Source organism: Amaricoccus sp., assembly GCF_036846665.1.
Lineage (GTDB): Bacteria > Pseudomonadota > Alphaproteobacteria > Rhodobacterales > Rhodobacteraceae > Amaricoccus.
On the sequence record NZ_DAIUBO010000004.1, the window covers coordinates 1 to 16,176 of the forward strand.

Below are 16,176 nucleotides of genomic sequence, written 5' to 3' on the forward strand. Positions count from 1 at the left end.
GCCTTCATCATCATGGAGCCCGAGGACACGCCGCCGATGTCGGGCTCGAACTCGATTTGCGTCTCGACCGTGCTGCTCGACGCCGGCATCCTGCCGATGACGGAGCCCGAGACGCACATAACGCTGGAAGCGCCCGGCGGCATCGTCCGGGTTCGCGCCGAATGCCGGGACGGCAAGGCCGAGCGCATCTTCGTCCAGAACCTGCCGAGCTTCGCCGATCGCCTCGGGGTGCCGCTCGAAGTTGAAGGGCTCGGTACGCTGACCGTCGACACCGCCTATGGCGGCGATAGCTTCGTCATCGTTGACGCGGCCGCCCTTGGCTTCGCCCTGAACGCAGACGAGGCGCACGACATCGCCCGGCTCGGAGTCAGGATCACGAACGCCGCCAACGCAATCCTCCGCTTCACGCACCCGACGAACCCGGACTGGAAGCACATCTCCTTTTGCCTCTTCGCCGGCCCGGTCACCCGCACACCCGCGGGCCTCCGCGCCGGGGCGGCGGTGGCAATCCAGCCGGGCAAGGTCGACCGCTCCCCGACCGGCACCGCCCTTTCGGCGCGGATGGCGGTGCTGCACGCCCGCGGCGAGATGGGGCTCGACGACCGGCTGACCGCCGTGTCGCTGATCGGCTCAACCTTTACGGGCCGCATCCTCGGGACGGCGAAGGTCGGCGACACCGATGCGGTTCTGCCCGAGATCTCCGGCCGGGGCTGGATCACCGGCATCCACCAGCACCTGCTCGACCCGTCCGATCCCTGGCCCGGCGGCTACCGCCTGACCGACACCTGGGGAGCACGCTGATGGCCGAGAACAATACAGACGGAGCGACAATCTCCATGGCGGCGCTCGAAGAGCGGGTTTGCGAGATCCTCGTCTCCGCAGGTTTTGGCGCGGTTCAGGCGGCGGCGCTCGCGCGCGTGGTAGCGGCCGGCGAACGCGACGGCTGCAAGTCGCACGGCCTCTATCGGCTCGATGGCATGCTCGCCTCGGCGCGCGCCGGCACCGTCGACCCGCACGTCGAACCGGTGCTGCTGCCCGACGACGGCTACGCCGTTGTGCGGGTCAACGCGGGCTTCGGCTTCGCTCCTGCTGCGCTCGAGCTCGGGATCCCGTTTCTCGCCGAACGCGCCCGCTCGGTCGGCATCGCCGCCCTGGTCGTCAACGACTGCGCCCACCTCTCGGCACTCTGGCCCGAGGTCGAGATGCTGACCGAGCGCGAGCTCGCAGCAATCGCATTGTGTCCAAGCTACGCCACGGTTGCACCGGCCGGCGGCACCATGCCGCTTCTCGGCACCAATCCATTCGCCTTCGGCTGGCCGCGCCCCGGACGCGACCCCTATGTCTTCGACTTCGCCACCTCGGCGGCCGCCCGTGGCGAGATCGAGCTCCACCGCCGCGCTGGCGAGCCGCTCCCCGAAGGCTGGGCGCTCGACTCCGAGGGTCGCCCCACGACCGACCCCGAGAGGGCGCTTGCCGGCGCGATGCTCCCATTCGGCGGGCACAAGGGCTCGGCCATGGGCACGATGATCGAGCTCCTCGGTGCCGTGCTGATCGGCGATCTCACCAGCCGCGACTGCCTCGACCGGATCGGCACCACGACGCTCGCCCCGGTCCATGGTGAACTCCTGATCGCGTTCGCTCCCGAGGTCTTCGTCGGGGGGCGGTCTGGCGACCCTTTCGCTCGCGCCGAAATCCTCTTCGATGCAATTGTCGGACAGGGCGCCCGCCTGCCGTCACAGCGCCGCTTCGCGGCACGTGCACGGTGTCAGTCCGAAGGTATCTGGCTGGCTGAAGCCGAGATTGCGAAGCTGGACGCACTATTGGCTCAAGATGCCGGATCGAGTCAGAGCCCAGTCAGAGACGACTTCAGCGCTTGAGCTGCGCCGCCGAGCGAGTTTCGCATCCGCATTGGCGACCAGTTGGGTGCCTTGCGACGCGCCTGGTTTCCCTCTCATCATCGCGTGATATGAGACATCCCTACCAACTATTGGCTCTGCTGGCTCCACTCCGCCGGAAACCCCTCCAGAAGATCATCAAGCTTCAGGGCGGACGGTTGCCGACCATCGAGGATCGCCTCGACACTGCTCGGCGCCAGCAAAGTAAGCCGCAGCACCTTGCTCACGTAGGACTGGCTCACATGCTCGGCCTTCGCCAGGTCATTGAGGGTCGCGTGCACTCCATCGTCGAGTAATTTCTGCCAGCGAAACCCCCTGGCCAGCGCCCTAACCAGAGCGCGGTCGACAAGCGGCTCCAACGGCTGCCAGACGTGACCGTCCGGCGAGATCACTGTCTTCCGTCCGCCGTGCTTCTTGAACACCAGCGGGATGCGCACCGTTAGCGTGCGATCGTCGTCAGTCATGCGGCCCTCCTCGCGGTTTCCCGGGCTAGCGCACCGATGCCGTTCATGCGGAACCGGACGTCGACGCCCTCTTCATGCACGTCCACCCGCTCGACCAGGAGCTGTACGATCCGCGTCTGCTCGACGGGGAACAGCTCCTCCCAAATCGGGTCGAGCTGCCTGAGTGCTTCCCGCGCCTCCTCCTCGGTCACGTCGTTCTGCTCCTCCCGCGCCGCGCGCCACGTGCCAATGACGATCTCCGGCTGCAGGAATACGCGGCGCAGCTGATTCACGACCGCCGCTTCGATCTCCGCTGCTGGGACACGCCCAATCGGGCAAGCATCGCGCCCGTGCTGCAGCACGTCCTGGCTCACGTAGTAGCGGTAAAGCCGGTTGCCCTTGCGGGTGTGCGTGGGCGACATCGCCGCACCGGTCGGTCCGAAGATCAACCCTTTCAACAGCGCCGGGGTCTGGAGCTCCGCGAGGACATCGACACCGTGCTGGAACCCGGCATGGTGATCTCGATGGAGCCGATGTTGACGATACCGGAGGGTCGCCCGGGCGCCGGTGGCTATCGCGAGCACGACATCCTGATCATCGAGGAGAACGGGAACGAGAACATCACCGGCTACCCCTACGGACCGGATTTCAACGTCGTCAGGTGATAGCGATGGAGCGCGGACGCAGTGGCGGCCGCGCTCCTCCTTCCGAAGCAAAACATTGATCTCTGACGAGCATCGTCGCCGACGATCAATCGAAGGCAACGGGCAAATGATGGCGTTGCCACTGTGCCCTCATCTCAATTGCGCGAAGCAAAATGCGGCTAAGATTGCCATAGTGGGCAATGGCGAGTGCAGGTATCGCACAAGCCGCGAGTGGCAAGATCCACGGACCTGTTGCTACGTGCGGCGGAAGTGCCGGTCTATTGGCTGGCGGTCTCACATCGTACGAACGCAAGGTTCGCCCGCCGTCGTCCTCCCACCTCGCGATGCAGTTCGCCATGGATTGTGCTGTTGAAGGCCCCCGCACCTGTTCGGATCGTTCGGCCATCCAAGGAAAGATGTCCGGAAAGTCTGCTGCTGAAAGCACTCTTCGCCTCCTCATGAAGGTCCGCCCCTATACGCCGGAACGAGGCCGAGACGGGGATTTCGGGATGGACCCCACCATCGGCGGCGATGGCGGGAGCCCAGCTTAAACAAGCCCTCAAGCAGCTCGCCGCAGCTGATCTCGAGGTGCCTTGAACGATTGGAGCGGCGTTGGCGCCAAGGTGCCGCGGGGTTCGCCATCGATCATCGCGTCAACTACCCGCGGGATGTCGCCACGCGCTAACCCGATGTCATCAAGCAAATGATCGCTCATGCTTTCGAACTGTGCGATAGCTTTGCGACGATGATGGCGACGCAAAGCCGCGGCGACGGCACGACGGATGAAGGTCGTTCTACCTAAGGCTGTGCAGCGGGGCAGAAAATCCCCAATAACGCGTGCCGCTTCCATCATCCGACCGCTGGGCTCGTGCGGAGAGATCGCGACGTCGTGCTGCTCAGGCACATGCCTGGCAACACGCAGAATACTCAGGCACCGATTAGTACCTGCCGGGAACTCGCAGTCGACGACCGCTCCTGCCGCCCGTCCGATCAGCGCCGTACCGACCGGCGTGAGCACCGAGACGCGACGCTCGCCCATGTCGGCGTCCTCCGGCATTACCAGCGTCACTGAGTAAATGTGGCAAGTGGACTCGTCCCGATAAGTCACGTCGGAGCCGATGCTGACCACGTCGTCGGGCAACTCGTGTGACGGTACGACCACCAACCGTGTCCCTTCCCTGCGCAGGAAGCTGGCGAGTCGAGCCGCACCGTGAAGCTGGTCGGACGCAAGCATGTTCAGCCGTGGCAGATGGCCTGCATCGAGCATGAGTGGACGTGATACGTGGATCTGAGAAGTGACGTTGTCAAAAGTGCGCATGACATCCTCCCGGGCGACGGTTGCGTCGTCCGTTCTATTTGACGTTGAAGGTGGAGGAGCCCCGAACGGGGATGAGCACAAACGCTCTATCCCGCTCGGGGAAGCGAGCGGTTCAGGAGCGGGCCCGCGAGCCGCGGGATCCACATATGACGTCCACAGTGCGACATAATTGGAGAGATAGCTTCGGCTCCGAATATTTTCAAGCTTTTGTGGAGTTCTTCGAGATTGTCGATATTTTGTTGCTCATTTGGCACCGGCGAGCGTCTTTTCTGTCAAAGCACAACGCTGAGGCCAGGAAAGATCAGGTAGGCCAGGCCCGGCGCCGGGGCTCATATCACAAGCCGCAGGAAGAAGATCAGGCTCATCGCGAACCCGACTACGGCGACAATCCCCTGGACCACCCCTTTCGGCAGCGCTCGCGCGATCGGAGCGCCGAAATAGCCGCCCACCGTAGCGGCAGCCATCATGATGGTAGCCTGTGGCCAGGCGACGATCCCAGCGGCAGCAAACGTCACGACAGAAATAGCCGACAATGCGAAGGACAACCCGTTCTTGAGACCGTTCATCGTGTGGATGTTCGTCATACCCCAGAGCGCGAACAACGCCAGCAAGACGATCCCGAGCCCACCATTGAAGTATCCGCCGTAGATGCTGGTCGCGAACAGACCCGCGGAGCCGAACGGCGTGATGGCACGACTGTGCATCGCCGCCCAGGCTCGGATGCGGTCGCCGAGAAGGAAAGCCAGCGTTGCTGCGAGCAGCAGGAATGGCACCACGATCGAGAAGGCCTCGTTGGAAGAGATGAGCAGCAGGATCGATCCGGCCAAGCCGCCGGCGACTGTGATTCCGACCAGTCGCCGGAGGCTTTGCCGATCGAACGTCTGCAACTCCCGTTTGAAGCCGAGCGCGCCTCCGAGATACCCGGGAAAGACCGCGACCGCGCTCGTAGCATTTGCCGCCACCGGCGGAACGCCCGTGAAGACCAGCGCCGGAAACGTCAGGAACGTTCCGCCCCCCGCCAGGGTGTTGAGGATACCTGCACCCAAGGCGGCAACGACAAGCCACGCCGTGTCTGGCATTTCGAGATCCTTCAAGTGACCGCAGGGGCGAAGACTACTCCACCCGAGTCACGGTCAGCTGACGGGATTCGCCGTCGCGAGTCTCCCACGTGAAGGAAGCGCCAACCCGTAGGCCGATCAAGGCAACCCCGATCGGCGTAAGCACCGAGGCGCGACCTTGGGCGATATCCGCTTCCCGTGGCATCACCAGAACTACTGTTTCCTTCCGGCCAGCGACGTCGTCACGATAGGTGACCTCCCTGCCGAGACCAACGACATCCGGAGGCAGGTCCGCCAATGGGACCAATTGTGCCCGCGCGATCTCGTCGAGCAGTCGAGCCGCCATGGCGGGGAAGCGACGCATTGCCCCCTCTGCCGCCGCTTCGAGACGGTCGGCCTGCGTGAGCTCCAGAATGATTTCCGGGGCGCTTGAAGCGGCGCACGCGGACGTGCTGCTGATTGGCATTTTCTGCCTCCTGATCGTGATGCTGGCCGCCGGGAGGCAGCCCCTGCCAGGGAACCCGTGAACAGAGCCCGACTGTTAGACCGTCGAGAAGAGCAAAATTACCGCCGGGAACCCGTGTGGAACCGAAGCCCCGAGCGACGGGATCGGCGCGGACGCCTACCCCGCTCGGGGATGCGAGCGGTTCAGGAGGCGTGCTCCCGCAAGCTGAAACCTAGGGCGTACGATCATTGACATGATGCCGTCCTGCTACCGCGGAGAATGTTCCATGTCAAACCCGACCCGATCAGTCGACGAGGCCAGCCGAGAGCATTGACAAGCGCCGCGCTCGGCCGTTGGCAGCGAAGCGGGATGGCTTGTCGGCTCCGGTTCCGTTTGTGGCATGGTCATCTGCCACGTCGGCGTGCCCTCACTGGACCCACTCGCACGGCGGGGGCCGCGCTAGGCTGCCCTGCGCGCGTAGGATCTTCATCCCATGATAGCCCACATGAACCCTAGTATGACGGACAAATACACGATCATGTTGAACATTGATCGGATCAGTCCCGCATCACTCTCAGGGTCAACCCCCAAGAACTGGCAGACCTTCGTTCCCGGCCACAGTATTAGCTCAGCAATCGACATCTGGTTTCTCCTTCACAAGAATCGAACCGCGGTTTTTTCCAGCCTCCTTATCGCGAGGCGCCGCGGCGGATGTCGGCGAGATCGAACGATCAAGCTCGGTAAGGAAGTGCGGCACTGCGGCGCGCATGCGGCCCTCCAGCGTCGTAAAGCCGGAACGTGTGGGTCTCACCTCGAAAGGCGCGACATCGGCGCGCATGTCATTCTCTTCTGAGCTTGGGCTTCGCCCGCGTTTCTTGCGCCGTTCTTTGGCGGATCGGGAAGCCGACACGTTTCAGCACTTGGCCATGCTCATCGACAATGAACCGGACGGCACGGTCCTGAAAAAAGAAGGTCAGCCTCCAGCGGCCCTCGTCTTCACCCACGCCGGTCTCCGACTGCGACGTGATCCTGTTCGCCCGCATGCCCTGTCGAACTGCCTCTTCGCTCAGACCGAACGCACTGGCAAGCAGGCCGGCAGACACGACGAAATCACTTCCGTTCCGCTCAATCGTTGACATCCGGCGCCCTCCAATAGTCGTTGGCTTCCGTCAGGCATGCGAAATATGTGGCGACGACCTGGCTCGATGCGATCAGGGCAGCTACGTCCTTGGAACAGACGGAGCGCAACTTCGCCCGCACCTCGGCATCGGGCTGCGTCATCTTTACGGCGACGCGTGCCATCTTGACTGAGAGGTCATAGCCTACCTGCGTCCTGATCTTCAGTGTGGGTAGCCAGTTGGTCATCCGGCTTTCCTTTCTTTTCGGATGTCTCGATCACCCGCCAGGCGTTGCCTTCCGGATCCTCGAACTGGCCCCGGTCCAAGGCCCAGAAGAAGGCACAGAGGCCGATCGCCCCCATGCCGATCGAAACAGGAATGAGCACGAGCAACGCTGTCATTCCGTGTCTGCTCCGATCGCGCGCCAGGCGTGCCATGTTCCATGGCCGAGCACCGGGAAGACGACGACGAGAGCCAGCAGCCCGCTGGCGGCCGAAAGCGCCATCCCGGCGGTAATGATCGCGCCCCAGGCGACGCAGGGCTGCAGGTTGCGGAGGGTCATCGCCAGGCTCAACCCCATGGCCGTAAGAGCGTCCCGGCGCTCGATCATCAGCATCGGGACCGAGAACAAGCTGAGCGCGAAGGCGAAGGCAGCGAAGAGCCCACCCACCGCGCTACCGACGACGAGGAGCGCCCAGCCAGGGGCCGTCGTCAGAACATTGGCGAGCGCGTCGCCAGCGAGCGGAAGAGGCGCAAGTCCGAAGAACAGCGCATAGAGCAGATCCGCCGCGCGCAGCCAGAAGAGGACCAGAAGGCCCAGCAGAAGGCCCGCATAGGCCAGCTGCGTGCCGGCCGCCGGGCGCGTCAGCAGCATCTGCAAGAACGTGGCGCGGTCGCCCTCTTCCTGCAGGCGGCTCTGTTCGTAGAGACCGATGGCCAGAAAAGGCCCCACGATCAAGAATCCCGAGACTGCGGGCAGTGCCAGGTAGAGCAGCCCAGCGCCCCAGAGCGCACCCAGCACGCTGTAGGAGATCACGAGGAGGAGGGCACCGTAGGCTAGGCCCGGCCCCGGTGCCGCGCGCAGATCGCGCCATCCGGCAGCCAGCCAGTCGAGGGCCGCGCTTGCCGGCAGGCCCCGTGCCAAGGTGGATGCGGGACGCTGCGGCGGACGAAGGGTCGGAAGCGGTTCAAGCATTGGCGGGCCTCCTAGCAGGCGCGTTCTGCAGGCGCGGCAGCACCATTGTCGACGACGCAGGACGGCTGTGAGCGGAAGGCGACCACCAGCAGATGCGCGTTGGCGGCGGCGACGACCGTTCCGGTCAAAACGGCGGCAAACACGGCAAGCCGCTTCTGAGAAGTGGCGTTCAGGGGTCGCCTCCCTCGGTCGCATTCCCAAGATTCGAGACATAGACGGCCAGAAGGTTGATCTCGGCGCCGCTCAGGCGATTTGACCAGTAAGGCATGAGGCCCTGGCGTCCGTTCCGGAGCGTCTCAACAACGCTGTCTGGGTCTTGTCCGTAGATCACCGCGTCGTCGGTCAGGGAGGGCGCACCGTTCATTAACCCGCCCCGCCCCCGTTCGCCATGACACGCGACGCAGTTCTCCTCAAAGAGGATGGCGGCCGCGCTGTCGTGGTTGGCGGCACCGGACGGAAGCGACGCGACGTACTCGGCCAGCGCGAGGCGATCTGGCCGGTCCATCCAGTCGAAGGCCGGCATCTGGGCATAGCGCGCTTCGGGATGGGCCGTGTTGATGCCGACCCGGAGCGTCTCTGCAATCGTTCCGGGATCCCCGCCCCATAGCCAGTAATCGTCCGTCAACACGGGGAAGCCGGGGCCGCCGTGTCCTTCCGCCCCATGGCAGGCGGCGCAGTTGTCCTGGTAGATCCGGTCCGCAGCGGCGTGAGTGCGCGCCAACAGGGTCACGTCCGCCGTGGTGGAGTCGAAGTTCGGATCGTCGAATGCAGCAAGCCACGCCTCGCGGCGGGTCTCGACGCGGTGGAGGCGCTCGACCGCCATCTCGTTCTGGTCGAGCCCGAGAAGCCCGCGCGTGTAGTCGCGCCCGAGCGGCCAGGCGGGCAGCAGCACCCAGGCAATGATCGAGTAGATCACGGTGATCACCAGTGCGATCAGCGCCACCTTCGGGAAGGGCGTGTTGAGCTCCCGTATCCCGCCCCATTCGTGGCCGGTCGAGTCGTAGCCGGTGATCGGATCAATCTCGCGGTTACCGGTATGCGGATCGGCTTCGGGCAGAGCCTTCGGATCGGTCGTCATCGCTGCTCCTCCGCGCCATCGGAGATTAGGATCGACCGCGCGATCCTCTCCTGCTCGGCCCGGCGCCTGGGGCTGTAGGCCCGGAACATCACGATGAGAAGAAAGCCGCCCATCCAGATCGGCCCGAAGATCTTAGCGATCAGCACCAGCGTCTCGTGGCTCATCGCGCGTCCTCCGCGAGCAGGCCGTCGGCGGCATCGGTCACCGTGCCGAGCGATTGCAGATAGGCGACGAGCGCATCCATCTCGGTCAGGCGCGACGGGTCACCGTCGAAGGCGCGCACGGCGACGTCTTCGCCGTAGCGGTCCTGCAACTCGCCGACGCCGTCTCCATCGGGCCGGGTCTGCGCAAGGGCGTCGGCCATGGCGTTTTCGATCATCGCCTCGCCGTAGGGTACGCCGAGCCGGGCCAGCGTCGCGAGATTGCTTTCGATCAGATCGGTGTCGAGCGGTCTGATCAGCCATGGATAGGCGGGCATGATCGACACCGGGATCACGCTGCGTGGGTCGATCAGATGCGCGACGTGCCAGTCGTCCGAGTATTTCTCCCCCACGCGAGCGAGGTCCGGCCCGGTGCGCTTGGACCCCCAGAGCATAGGGCGGTCCCACGCACTTTCCGCGGCCAGCGAATATGGGCCGTAGCGGTCGATCTCGTCGGCGAGGCTGCGCACCATCTGGCTGTGGCAGGCATAGCAGCCCTCGCGGATGTAGATCTCTCGTCCGGCAAGCTCCAGCGGTGTGTGCGGGCGCAGGTCGTCGGGGATCTCGACCGTCTGCTCGATGGTGAAGAGGGGCGCAATCTCCACGATCCCGCCCACCGAGGCCACGGCAATGATCGCGCCGACGAGGCCCATGGAGATCTTCTCGAGGTTGTAGTGCAGCTTCAGCATGGCATCACTCCGCCGGCTGTGCCACGAGCGGACGGTCGGACTCATCGACCCGGTCGCCCACGGTTCGCATGGTGGCACGGCAGTTGAGCGCGCAGAGCACCGCGCCGGCCAGGAACAGCGCGCCGCCAAGGGTGCGCGCGGCGTAGTAGGGCAGCATCGCCTCGACGGATTCGATGAAGCTGTAGCTGAGCGCGCCGTTCTCGTCGTAGGCCCGCCACATCAGGCCCTGCGTGATGCCCGCGTTCTAGAGCGCGACGACATAGACCAGGGTGCCCGCGACGGCGAGCCAGAAATGCCACTCCACCGCGGCGGGCCAGGCCATGTCTTCGCGCCCGGAGAACTTCGGCACAAGCGAGTAGATCGCGCCGAAGACGATCATCGCAACCCATCCAAGCGTGCCGGAATGGACGTGGCCCACCGTCCAGTCGGTGTAGTGCGACAGCGAGTTGACCGGCCGGATGGCGAGAAAGGACCCTTCAAATGTCGAGAGCCCGTAGAACACCGCGGCCACGAACATGAAACGCAGCGTCGCATCGTCGCGCACCTTGTGCCAGGCGCCGTTGAGCGTGGCGATGGCATTGCCCGCCGAAGCCCATGAGGGCACCAGCAGCATGACGGAGAACGTCATGCCCAGCGTCTGCACCCAGTAGGGCAACGCTGTGTAGTGCAGGTGGTGCGAACCCGCCCACATGTAGAAGAACACGATGCCCCAGAAGCTCAGGATCGACAGCCGGTAGGACCAAATCGGCCGTTGCGCGCGCACCGGTAGGAAGTAGTAGAGCATCCCCAGGAACCCGGCCGTCAGGAAGAAGGCGACCGCGTTGTGCCCGTACCACCACTGGATCATCGCGTCCTGCACGCCGGCCCAGACGGGGAAGCTCTCCGCGACCGTCCAGCTGACCGGCAGGGCCAGGTTGTTGACGATGTGCAGCATCGCCACGACCAGGATGAAGGCCATGTAGTACCAGTTGGCGACGTAGATGTGTGGCTCGGCCCGGCGCGCGAGCGTTCGGATGTAGAGCACGAAATACGTCACCCAGACGATCGTCAGCCAAACGTCTGCGTACCATTCAGGCTCGGCATATTCCTTGGACTGGGTCGCGCCCATGAGGTAGCCGCTCACGGCCCAGAGGCAGAAGAGGTTGTAGCCGATCAGCACGAACCACGGGCTGACAGCATCTGCCAGCCGGGCGCGCGAGGTACGCTGCAGCACCCAGAACGAGGTCGCGATTAGTGCGTTGCCACCAAAGCCGAAGATAACCCCTGACGTGTGCACAGGCCGCAGGCGGCCGAAGCTCGTCGCCGGCCAACGTGGCGTCGCCTCGGGCCAGTACATCAGCGCGGCGAGCCACACGCCCACGCCCATCCCGATCACGGCCCAGATCAGCGTCATGACGATGCCGAACCGCGTCGGCGCGTCGTAGTAGCGGCTCAGGCGACCCTCGCCTTGGTCGGGGTGATCGTAGAGCGCCCCGCCGATGGCGAAGATCAGCACCAGACCCAGGATCAGGGCCATGCCGCCATGAACGGCCATCGGCCCCGTCCTCGCCGCCGCCGCCATGGCGAGCCCGAGCACAGCCAGCACGCCCGACAGGCCGAGCCCTATGCGTCTTTCTTTGAGCGTGAGGTTTGCAATCATGTCTCTCTCCAGCCTTGCAGGTTCAGGCCGCGCGGGCGGGTTGCAGGGCAATGTCGGCAAGCGTCGAGCGGTCCAGGTCGGTCATGAATGCTGCTTCAGCGGAGCGGAGGCGGACTTTCAGGCGGCACTTTCCATCTATGGAGCAGTCGCCCCCGTCGGCCGCGAAGCATTCGACAAGCGGCTGACCCTCCTCCAGTAGCCGCACGATCGCGCCGAGGCGGATCTCGCGCGCCGGCTTTGCGAGCACGGCGCCGCCGCCGCCACCGCGTCGCGTCTCGATCAGTCCGCCGCGTGAGAGCCGCTGCATGATCTTCGCGAGGTGATTGCGCGACAGGGCAAACTCCTCGGCCAGTTCGGCCGAGGAGTAGGCGCGCTCTGGCTCGCTCGCCATGCGCATCAGCATGCGCAGGCCGTAGTCGGTGAAGGAAGTGAGGCGCATGGTCGCCGGGCTTCGCTCTGAATAGGTATTTACAATACCGATTAGCAGACATAGGCTGTTTTGCAAGAGCGAAATGCCGGAGCAATCGATGACGCCGCGCAGCGCCAAGCCACAAATCGCCTCGGCGAGGCCCGAGATGACCTCGGCCATCATGGCCGAGACAGGTCTCAACGAGCGGGTTCTGCGCTCACTCGTAGAGCGTTTCTACGACAAGGTACGCCGGGACGCGGTCCTCGGCCCGATCTTTGAGGCGCGGATCTCCGACTGGGCGCCGCACCTCGACCGCATGGTGGCTTTCTGGTCCTCCGTCGCGCTGATGACGGGGCGCTATCATGGTCGGCCGGTGCCGGCTCACGCGCGGCTGCCCGTCGGAGGGGCGCATTTCGAACGGTGGCTCGGTCTGTTCCGCGAGACGGCCCGGGAAACCTGCACGCCCGCCGGCGCCGCGCACGTGATTGAACGAGCCGAGCGCATCGCCCGCTCGCTGAGCATCGCCGTCGAGGAGGCGAGAGCCGGCCCAGACGCCGTTCCCAACCTGTGCTGAAGCGAGGAGAGCATGATGGCCGAAGCGGCCCCCATTTACGACGTCACCGAACTGACCCGCTACATCGAGACGCGCTATCACGCCCGTCACCGCGAGCAACTGCCTCGCTTGGTCAAGTTGGCCGAAATGGTCGAAGATCTCCATTGCGACGACGATGGCGTTCCGAAGGGGCTTTCCGGCCTCCTTGCCGGAATGGTCGGCAAGATGGAGGTCCACATGAAGAAGGAAGAGCTGATTCTCTTTCCGGCGATCCGCAAAGGCGGCGGTTCCGGCATCGAGCATCCGATCGCGGTGATACGTGTCGATCACGACGGTCACGAACGTGAGGTCGATCAGATCCGGCGGCTCACTCAAGGCATGACCCCGCCAGAGGGCGCATGCACCAGCTGGGCTACGCTCTATGCCGGCCTGGCGGAATTCGTCGACGATCTGACCGAGCACATCCGACTCGAGAACGACGTGCTGTTCCCGAAAGTTCAGGGGTGGCCCTGGAGTTCTCGCGGTGAACCCCGAGTGGCCTCCAGCCAAGAAGGAGACAGAACCATGCGCAAGACTTCCGCCATGATCATGTGCGCAGCCGCGCTTGCAGCCGGGCCGGCCATCGCCCAGGACGCGACCCAAGACAGCGAGTCCTGGCTGCCGAGCCTGATGACCGACACGCCAGCCGAAGGGTTCGACCTCGCCCTCTCGATGGCGCGGAAAGCCGTGACGACCACGCAGACGGATGTCGAGGCTCTGCACGCGCTGCGTCCGAACTACTCCCACGATCCGCAAAGCCTGATCGAAGTGTCCGGCGTCGTGGCGCAGTACTTCGCGACGGTCGCGGCCGCAAATGACTACTGGCGCGAATAGCAAGGGCGGCGCCGATGTCGGACCTCCGCTTTCCCAGGCCCACCCGTGAGACGGCCGAGCGCCGCAGGGCGCTGGCCCCTGATGCCGAGGACGCGTTTCGGGGATTCTCGAAGGCCGTTTTCGCCGACGGCGCTCTCGACACCCGTACGAAGCAGTTGATCGCCATTGCGGTGGCGCACGTCACGCAATGTCCCTGGTGCATCGAGGGCCACGTGAAGGCGGCGCGCCGGGCGGGGGCGACGAACGAACAGATCATGGAGTCGGTCTGGGTCGCAGCCGAAATGCGCGCCGGCGCGGCCTACGCCCATTCGATCAAGGCGCTTGAGCTGATGGACGAGGACTGACCCTGTGGCATCTGGAGGCAAAGTGAGCGTGGCGCGGGTGTACGACGACGTCGGCGAGACGACCGGCGCACGGATTCTCGTCGACCGCGTCTGGCCGCGCGGGATCTCCAAGGTGGACCTGGAGCACGACGATTGGATCCGTGAGGTTGCGCCGTCGTCAGACCTTCGCAAATGGTTCGGCTACGACGCGGACAAATGGCCGGAGTTCCGCCGCCGCTACCTGTCGGAGCTCGGAGATAACCCCGAAGCGGTCGAACGGTGCCTCCAATGGTGCCGAAAAGGAAATGTCACGCTGCTGTTCGCCGCCAGGGACCGAGAGCGCAATCAGGCCGTCGTCCTGCGCGATCACCTTTGCGGGCTGCTCGCTCGGGAGGGAACCTCTTGACCGAACGCGACTGGCCGCTGCTCCGGGCCCCGCTCTGCGATCTGCTCGGCTGCGAAGTCCCTGTTCTTCTGGCCGGAATGGGGGGCGTCGCCCGTTGGGAACTCGCCGCCGCGGTTGCTGGCGGAGGCGGCTACCCGACCATCGGCATGGTGCGCGAGCCCCCGGACCTAATCAAACGGGAGGTGCTGGCGCTACGTGCCGCCACCCCGATCCTTCGCGGTCAACCTGATCCCGGCCGCCACCGATCCGGCCCTGCTCGACGCGCAGATCGCCTGCTGCCTCGACCTCGGGGTCGAGGCGTTTTCCTTCTTCTGGGACGTTGTCCCGAAGGCCGTGGAACGTGTGAAGGCTGCAGAGTGCCTCGTTATTCACCAGATCGGCACGCAGAATGCAGCGCGCGAAGCCGAAGCCGCGGCCGCAGACGCCCTGATCGCGCAGGGGATCGAGGCGGGCGGCCATGTGCATGGACGGACACGCGCGTTCGATCTCGCACGGCAGGTGATGGACGAAACCCGCCTGCCGGTGGTGGTCTCAGGCGGCATCACGGATGGCGCCGGCCTTGCCGCCGCCCTTTCGGCCGGCTTCGCCGGCGTTCAGTGTTACCGCCTTCCTCGCCACCGACGAGTCTTTCGCCCACGACTACCACAAGCGCATTGTCGAGTCCGATGGATCTGACACGGTCTTGACCGATGCATTTGTCCTGAACTGGCCAAAGGGCGCAGCGGTGCGCGTCCTGCAGAACAGCGTCACGGCAGTGCTCGGCGACCAGCTCACGGGCCACGACCCCTAGAGGCTTCCACGGGAAGTAATTGCCCGCGACGGCGATCTGCCGCGCCTTCGGTTCAGCACGGATTCGCCCCTTCGGACCACCGAGGGCGACCTCGAGGCGATGGCTCTCTATTCCGGGCGGGGCGCCAGACACATCGACGACGTCTGCCCGGCGGGCCTACGATTGAAACGCATGGCCGCCGAAGCAGCACGGCTTCGGGCCGAGGCGGCAGTCAACCTGAAGCGACTTGCGGCCGCTCTGCTCGCGGTCTTGCTCCTGATTCTACAGCAGGTCGGCCTGCCGATCCCACATCGTCGGTCCGCAGCCCCTTCGACTGCCCTGCCGCGCCCACACAGCCGGACCCGACCAGACCCCCCGACGCCAGCTTCTTCAACAGCCCCCGCGTGCACTGGATCAGGAATGCCCTGGCCACGTGTCGAAGGGCCAGCACACCGTCGTTGCCGCGGCGATCCGCCAGGCCTTCAACCAGCCCGATCGCGACAGCGCAAGCCAGACCTGGCGCCACGTCGCCGACCAACTCCGCAGCCGCTGGCCCAAGCTCGCGACGCTCATGGACGAGAGCGAGGCCGACGTCCTCGCCTACATAAGCTTCCCCAGCCAGCACCGGACCAAGCTTCACAGCACGAACCCGCTCGAGCGCCTGAACAAGGAGCTCAAGCGGCGCGCGGACGTCGTCGGCATCTTCCCCAACGAGGAGGCCATCATCCGCCTCATCGGTGCCGTCCTCTTCGAGCAGAACGACGAGTGGCAGAGCCAGCACCGCTACATGCAGGTGGGGCCTTCGCGCAGATCGATGCCGTCCAGACCGACCCCGTTCTAAGCATTACAACAGAGGCCGCCTGACCGATGCACACCATCGGCTACACCGGAAATTCCACCAGCTTGACGGACGTGACCTGCGGATTCGGAATCGCGGCCGATCAAACCACTCAAGCAACGCTGTATGAGCGTCCCATTCACTCCTTTGGCTGTGTTGGCTGAGGCAATGGCAACAGCGTGGCGTTGCGACCGTGCCGTCATCGCAATTGCGCGATACAGGCTGCAATCACAATAGCCATGGTTGCAATGGCGAGTGCAGGTATCGCACAAGCCGCGAGAGG

General features: G+C 64.9%; 21 protein-coding genes and 3 pseudogenes. 9 read left to right on the top strand and 15 right to left on the bottom strand.

Annotated elements, in window-relative coordinates:
* Together V7050_RS00780 and V7050_RS00785 are read left to right on the top strand one after the other, a co-directional pair.
* A partial coding sequence (locus V7050_RS00780; RefSeq protein WP_324410169.1) for a proline racemase family protein occupies positions 1-801 on the top strand: 801 nt, incomplete at its 5' end.
* Entirely contained in the window at positions 801-1,877 is a 1,077-nt protein-coding gene (locus tag V7050_RS00785; RefSeq protein WP_324374232.1) for an Ldh family oxidoreductase, read from the top strand. The genes V7050_RS00780 and V7050_RS00785, both read left to right, overlap by 1 nt.
* A 107-nt stretch (positions 1,878-1,984) precedes the next feature.
* Here V7050_RS00785 and V7050_RS00790 read toward each other — a convergent pair whose 3' ends face one another.
* Both V7050_RS00790 and V7050_RS00795 read right to left on the bottom strand, forming a co-directional pair.
* Positions 1,985-2,359, bottom strand: a complete 375-nt coding sequence (locus tag V7050_RS00790) for a hypothetical protein (protein ID WP_324374230.1) — start codon at positions 2,357-2,359, stop codon at positions 1,985-1,987.
* Positions 2,356-2,796, bottom strand: a complete 441-nt coding sequence (locus V7050_RS00795) for a zinc ribbon domain-containing protein (RefSeq protein WP_442885365.1) — start codon at positions 2,794-2,796, stop codon at positions 2,356-2,358. Before V7050_RS00795 ends, V7050_RS00790 begins: the two co-directional genes overlap by 4 nt.
* A 6-nt stretch (positions 2,797-2,802) precedes the next feature.
* Here V7050_RS00795 and V7050_RS00800 point away from each other — a divergent pair.
* Positions 2,803-3,003, top strand: a pseudogene (locus tag V7050_RS00800) (creatininase); the annotation flags it as partial.
* Between the two features lie 538 nt (positions 3,004-3,541).
* On the opposite strand, the gene V7050_RS00805 reads toward V7050_RS00800, so the two are convergent.
* The 13 genes and pseudogenes from V7050_RS00805 to V7050_RS00870 all read right to left on the bottom strand — a co-directional run bounded on the left by V7050_RS00805 (position 3,542) and on the right by V7050_RS00870 (position 12,161).
* Positions 3,542-4,300 (bottom strand): GreA/GreB family elongation factor, encoded by a 759-nt coding sequence (locus V7050_RS00805; RefSeq protein WP_324374228.1) that lies wholly within the window; start codon positions 4,298-4,300, stop codon positions 3,542-3,544.
* 329 nt (positions 4,301-4,629) lie between these two features.
* The gene (locus V7050_RS00810) at positions 4,630-5,379 is read right to left on the bottom strand and encodes a sulfite exporter TauE/SafE family protein (protein WP_324374226.1); all 750 of its coding nucleotides are present in this window, start codon (positions 5,377-5,379) and stop codon (positions 4,630-4,632) included.
* Between the two features lie 34 nt (positions 5,380-5,413).
* Positions 5,414-5,824: a nucleoside diphosphate kinase regulator gene (rnk, locus tag V7050_RS00815; protein ID WP_324374224.1), complete on the bottom strand. Its 411-nt coding sequence runs from the start codon at positions 5,822-5,824 to the stop codon at positions 5,414-5,416.
* Between the two features lie 607 nt (positions 5,825-6,431).
* The gene (locus tag V7050_RS00820; protein WP_324374222.1) at positions 6,432-6,641 is read right to left on the bottom strand and encodes a hypothetical protein; all 210 of its coding nucleotides are present in this window, start codon (positions 6,639-6,641) and stop codon (positions 6,432-6,434) included.
* Between the two features lies 1 nt (position 6,642).
* The gene (locus tag V7050_RS00825; RefSeq protein ID WP_324374220.1) at positions 6,643-6,942 is read right to left on the bottom strand and encodes a DUF6522 family protein; all 300 of its coding nucleotides are present in this window, start codon (positions 6,940-6,942) and stop codon (positions 6,643-6,645) included.
* Positions 6,929-7,168 (bottom strand): hexameric tyrosine-coordinated heme protein, encoded by a 240-nt coding sequence (locus V7050_RS00830; RefSeq protein ID WP_324374218.1) that lies wholly within the window; start codon positions 7,166-7,168, stop codon positions 6,929-6,931. Before V7050_RS00830 ends, V7050_RS00825 begins: the two co-directional genes overlap by 14 nt.
* Positions 7,119-7,322, bottom strand: a complete 204-nt coding sequence (gene ccoS, locus V7050_RS00835; RefSeq protein ID WP_324374216.1) for a cbb3-type cytochrome oxidase assembly protein CcoS — start codon at positions 7,320-7,322, stop codon at positions 7,119-7,121. Before ccoS ends, V7050_RS00830 begins: the two co-directional genes overlap by 50 nt.
* On the bottom strand, positions 7,319-8,116 hold the full coding sequence (locus V7050_RS00840) for a DUF2189 domain-containing protein (protein ID WP_324374214.1): 798 nt from the start codon (positions 8,114-8,116) through the stop codon (positions 7,319-7,321). Before V7050_RS00840 ends, ccoS begins: the two co-directional genes overlap by 4 nt.
* 169 nt (positions 8,117-8,285) lie before the next feature.
* Positions 8,286-9,194 (bottom strand): cytochrome-c oxidase, cbb3-type subunit III, encoded by a 909-nt coding sequence (gene ccoP, locus V7050_RS00845; protein ID WP_324374212.1) that lies wholly within the window; start codon positions 9,192-9,194, stop codon positions 8,286-8,288.
* Positions 9,191-9,358, bottom strand: a complete 168-nt coding sequence (locus V7050_RS00850) for a cbb3-type cytochrome oxidase subunit 3 (protein ID WP_324374210.1) — start codon at positions 9,356-9,358, stop codon at positions 9,191-9,193. Before V7050_RS00850 ends, ccoP begins: the two co-directional genes overlap by 4 nt.
* Positions 9,355-10,083 (bottom strand): cytochrome-c oxidase, cbb3-type subunit II, encoded by a 729-nt coding sequence (ccoO, locus tag V7050_RS00855; RefSeq protein ID WP_324374209.1) that lies wholly within the window; start codon positions 10,081-10,083, stop codon positions 9,355-9,357. Before ccoO ends, V7050_RS00850 begins: the two co-directional genes overlap by 4 nt.
* A 4-nt stretch (positions 10,084-10,087) precedes the next feature.
* Positions 10,088-11,722: pseudogene (ccoN, locus tag V7050_RS00865) on the bottom strand (cytochrome-c oxidase, cbb3-type subunit I).
* Between the two features lie 22 nt (positions 11,723-11,744).
* Complete coding sequence (locus tag V7050_RS00870) at positions 11,745-12,161, bottom strand: Rrf2 family transcriptional regulator (RefSeq protein ID WP_324374254.1); 417 nt, start codon at positions 12,159-12,161, stop codon at positions 11,745-11,747.
* A gap of 136 nt (positions 12,162-12,297) precedes the next feature.
* Here V7050_RS00870 and V7050_RS00875 point away from each other — a divergent pair, with 136 nt between their 5' ends.
* The 6 genes and pseudogenes from V7050_RS00875 to V7050_RS00900 form a co-directional block, all read left to right on the top strand.
* Positions 12,298-12,705: a group III truncated hemoglobin gene (locus V7050_RS00875; protein ID WP_324374203.1), complete on the top strand. Its 408-nt coding sequence runs from the start codon at positions 12,298-12,300 to the stop codon at positions 12,703-12,705.
* Positions 12,706-12,717: 12 nt separating this feature from the next.
* Positions 12,718-13,557 carry a hexameric tyrosine-coordinated heme protein gene (locus tag V7050_RS00880; protein ID WP_324410171.1) on the top strand — a complete coding sequence of 280 codons (840 nt, stop codon included), beginning with the start codon at positions 12,718-12,720 and terminating at the stop codon, positions 13,555-13,557.
* A gap of 14 nt (positions 13,558-13,571) precedes the next feature.
* Positions 13,572-13,901: a carboxymuconolactone decarboxylase family protein gene (locus V7050_RS00885; RefSeq protein ID WP_324374199.1), complete on the top strand. Its 330-nt coding sequence runs from the start codon at positions 13,572-13,574 to the stop codon at positions 13,899-13,901.
* Positions 13,902-13,923: 22 nt separating this feature from the next.
* Complete coding sequence (locus V7050_RS00890; RefSeq protein WP_324374197.1) at positions 13,924-14,286, top strand: DUF488 domain-containing protein; 363 nt, start codon at positions 13,924-13,926, stop codon at positions 14,284-14,286.
* Between the two features lie 195 nt (positions 14,287-14,481).
* A complete protein-coding gene (locus V7050_RS00895) occupies positions 14,482-14,961 on the top strand; it encodes a nitronate monooxygenase (protein ID WP_324374195.1) in 480 nt (159 codons plus the stop codon).
* Positions 14,962-15,456: 495 nt separating this feature from the next.
* Positions 15,457-15,919 (top strand): annotated as a pseudogene (locus tag V7050_RS00900) (transposase); the annotation flags it as partial.
* Between the last annotated feature and the right edge of the window lie 257 nt (positions 15,920-16,176).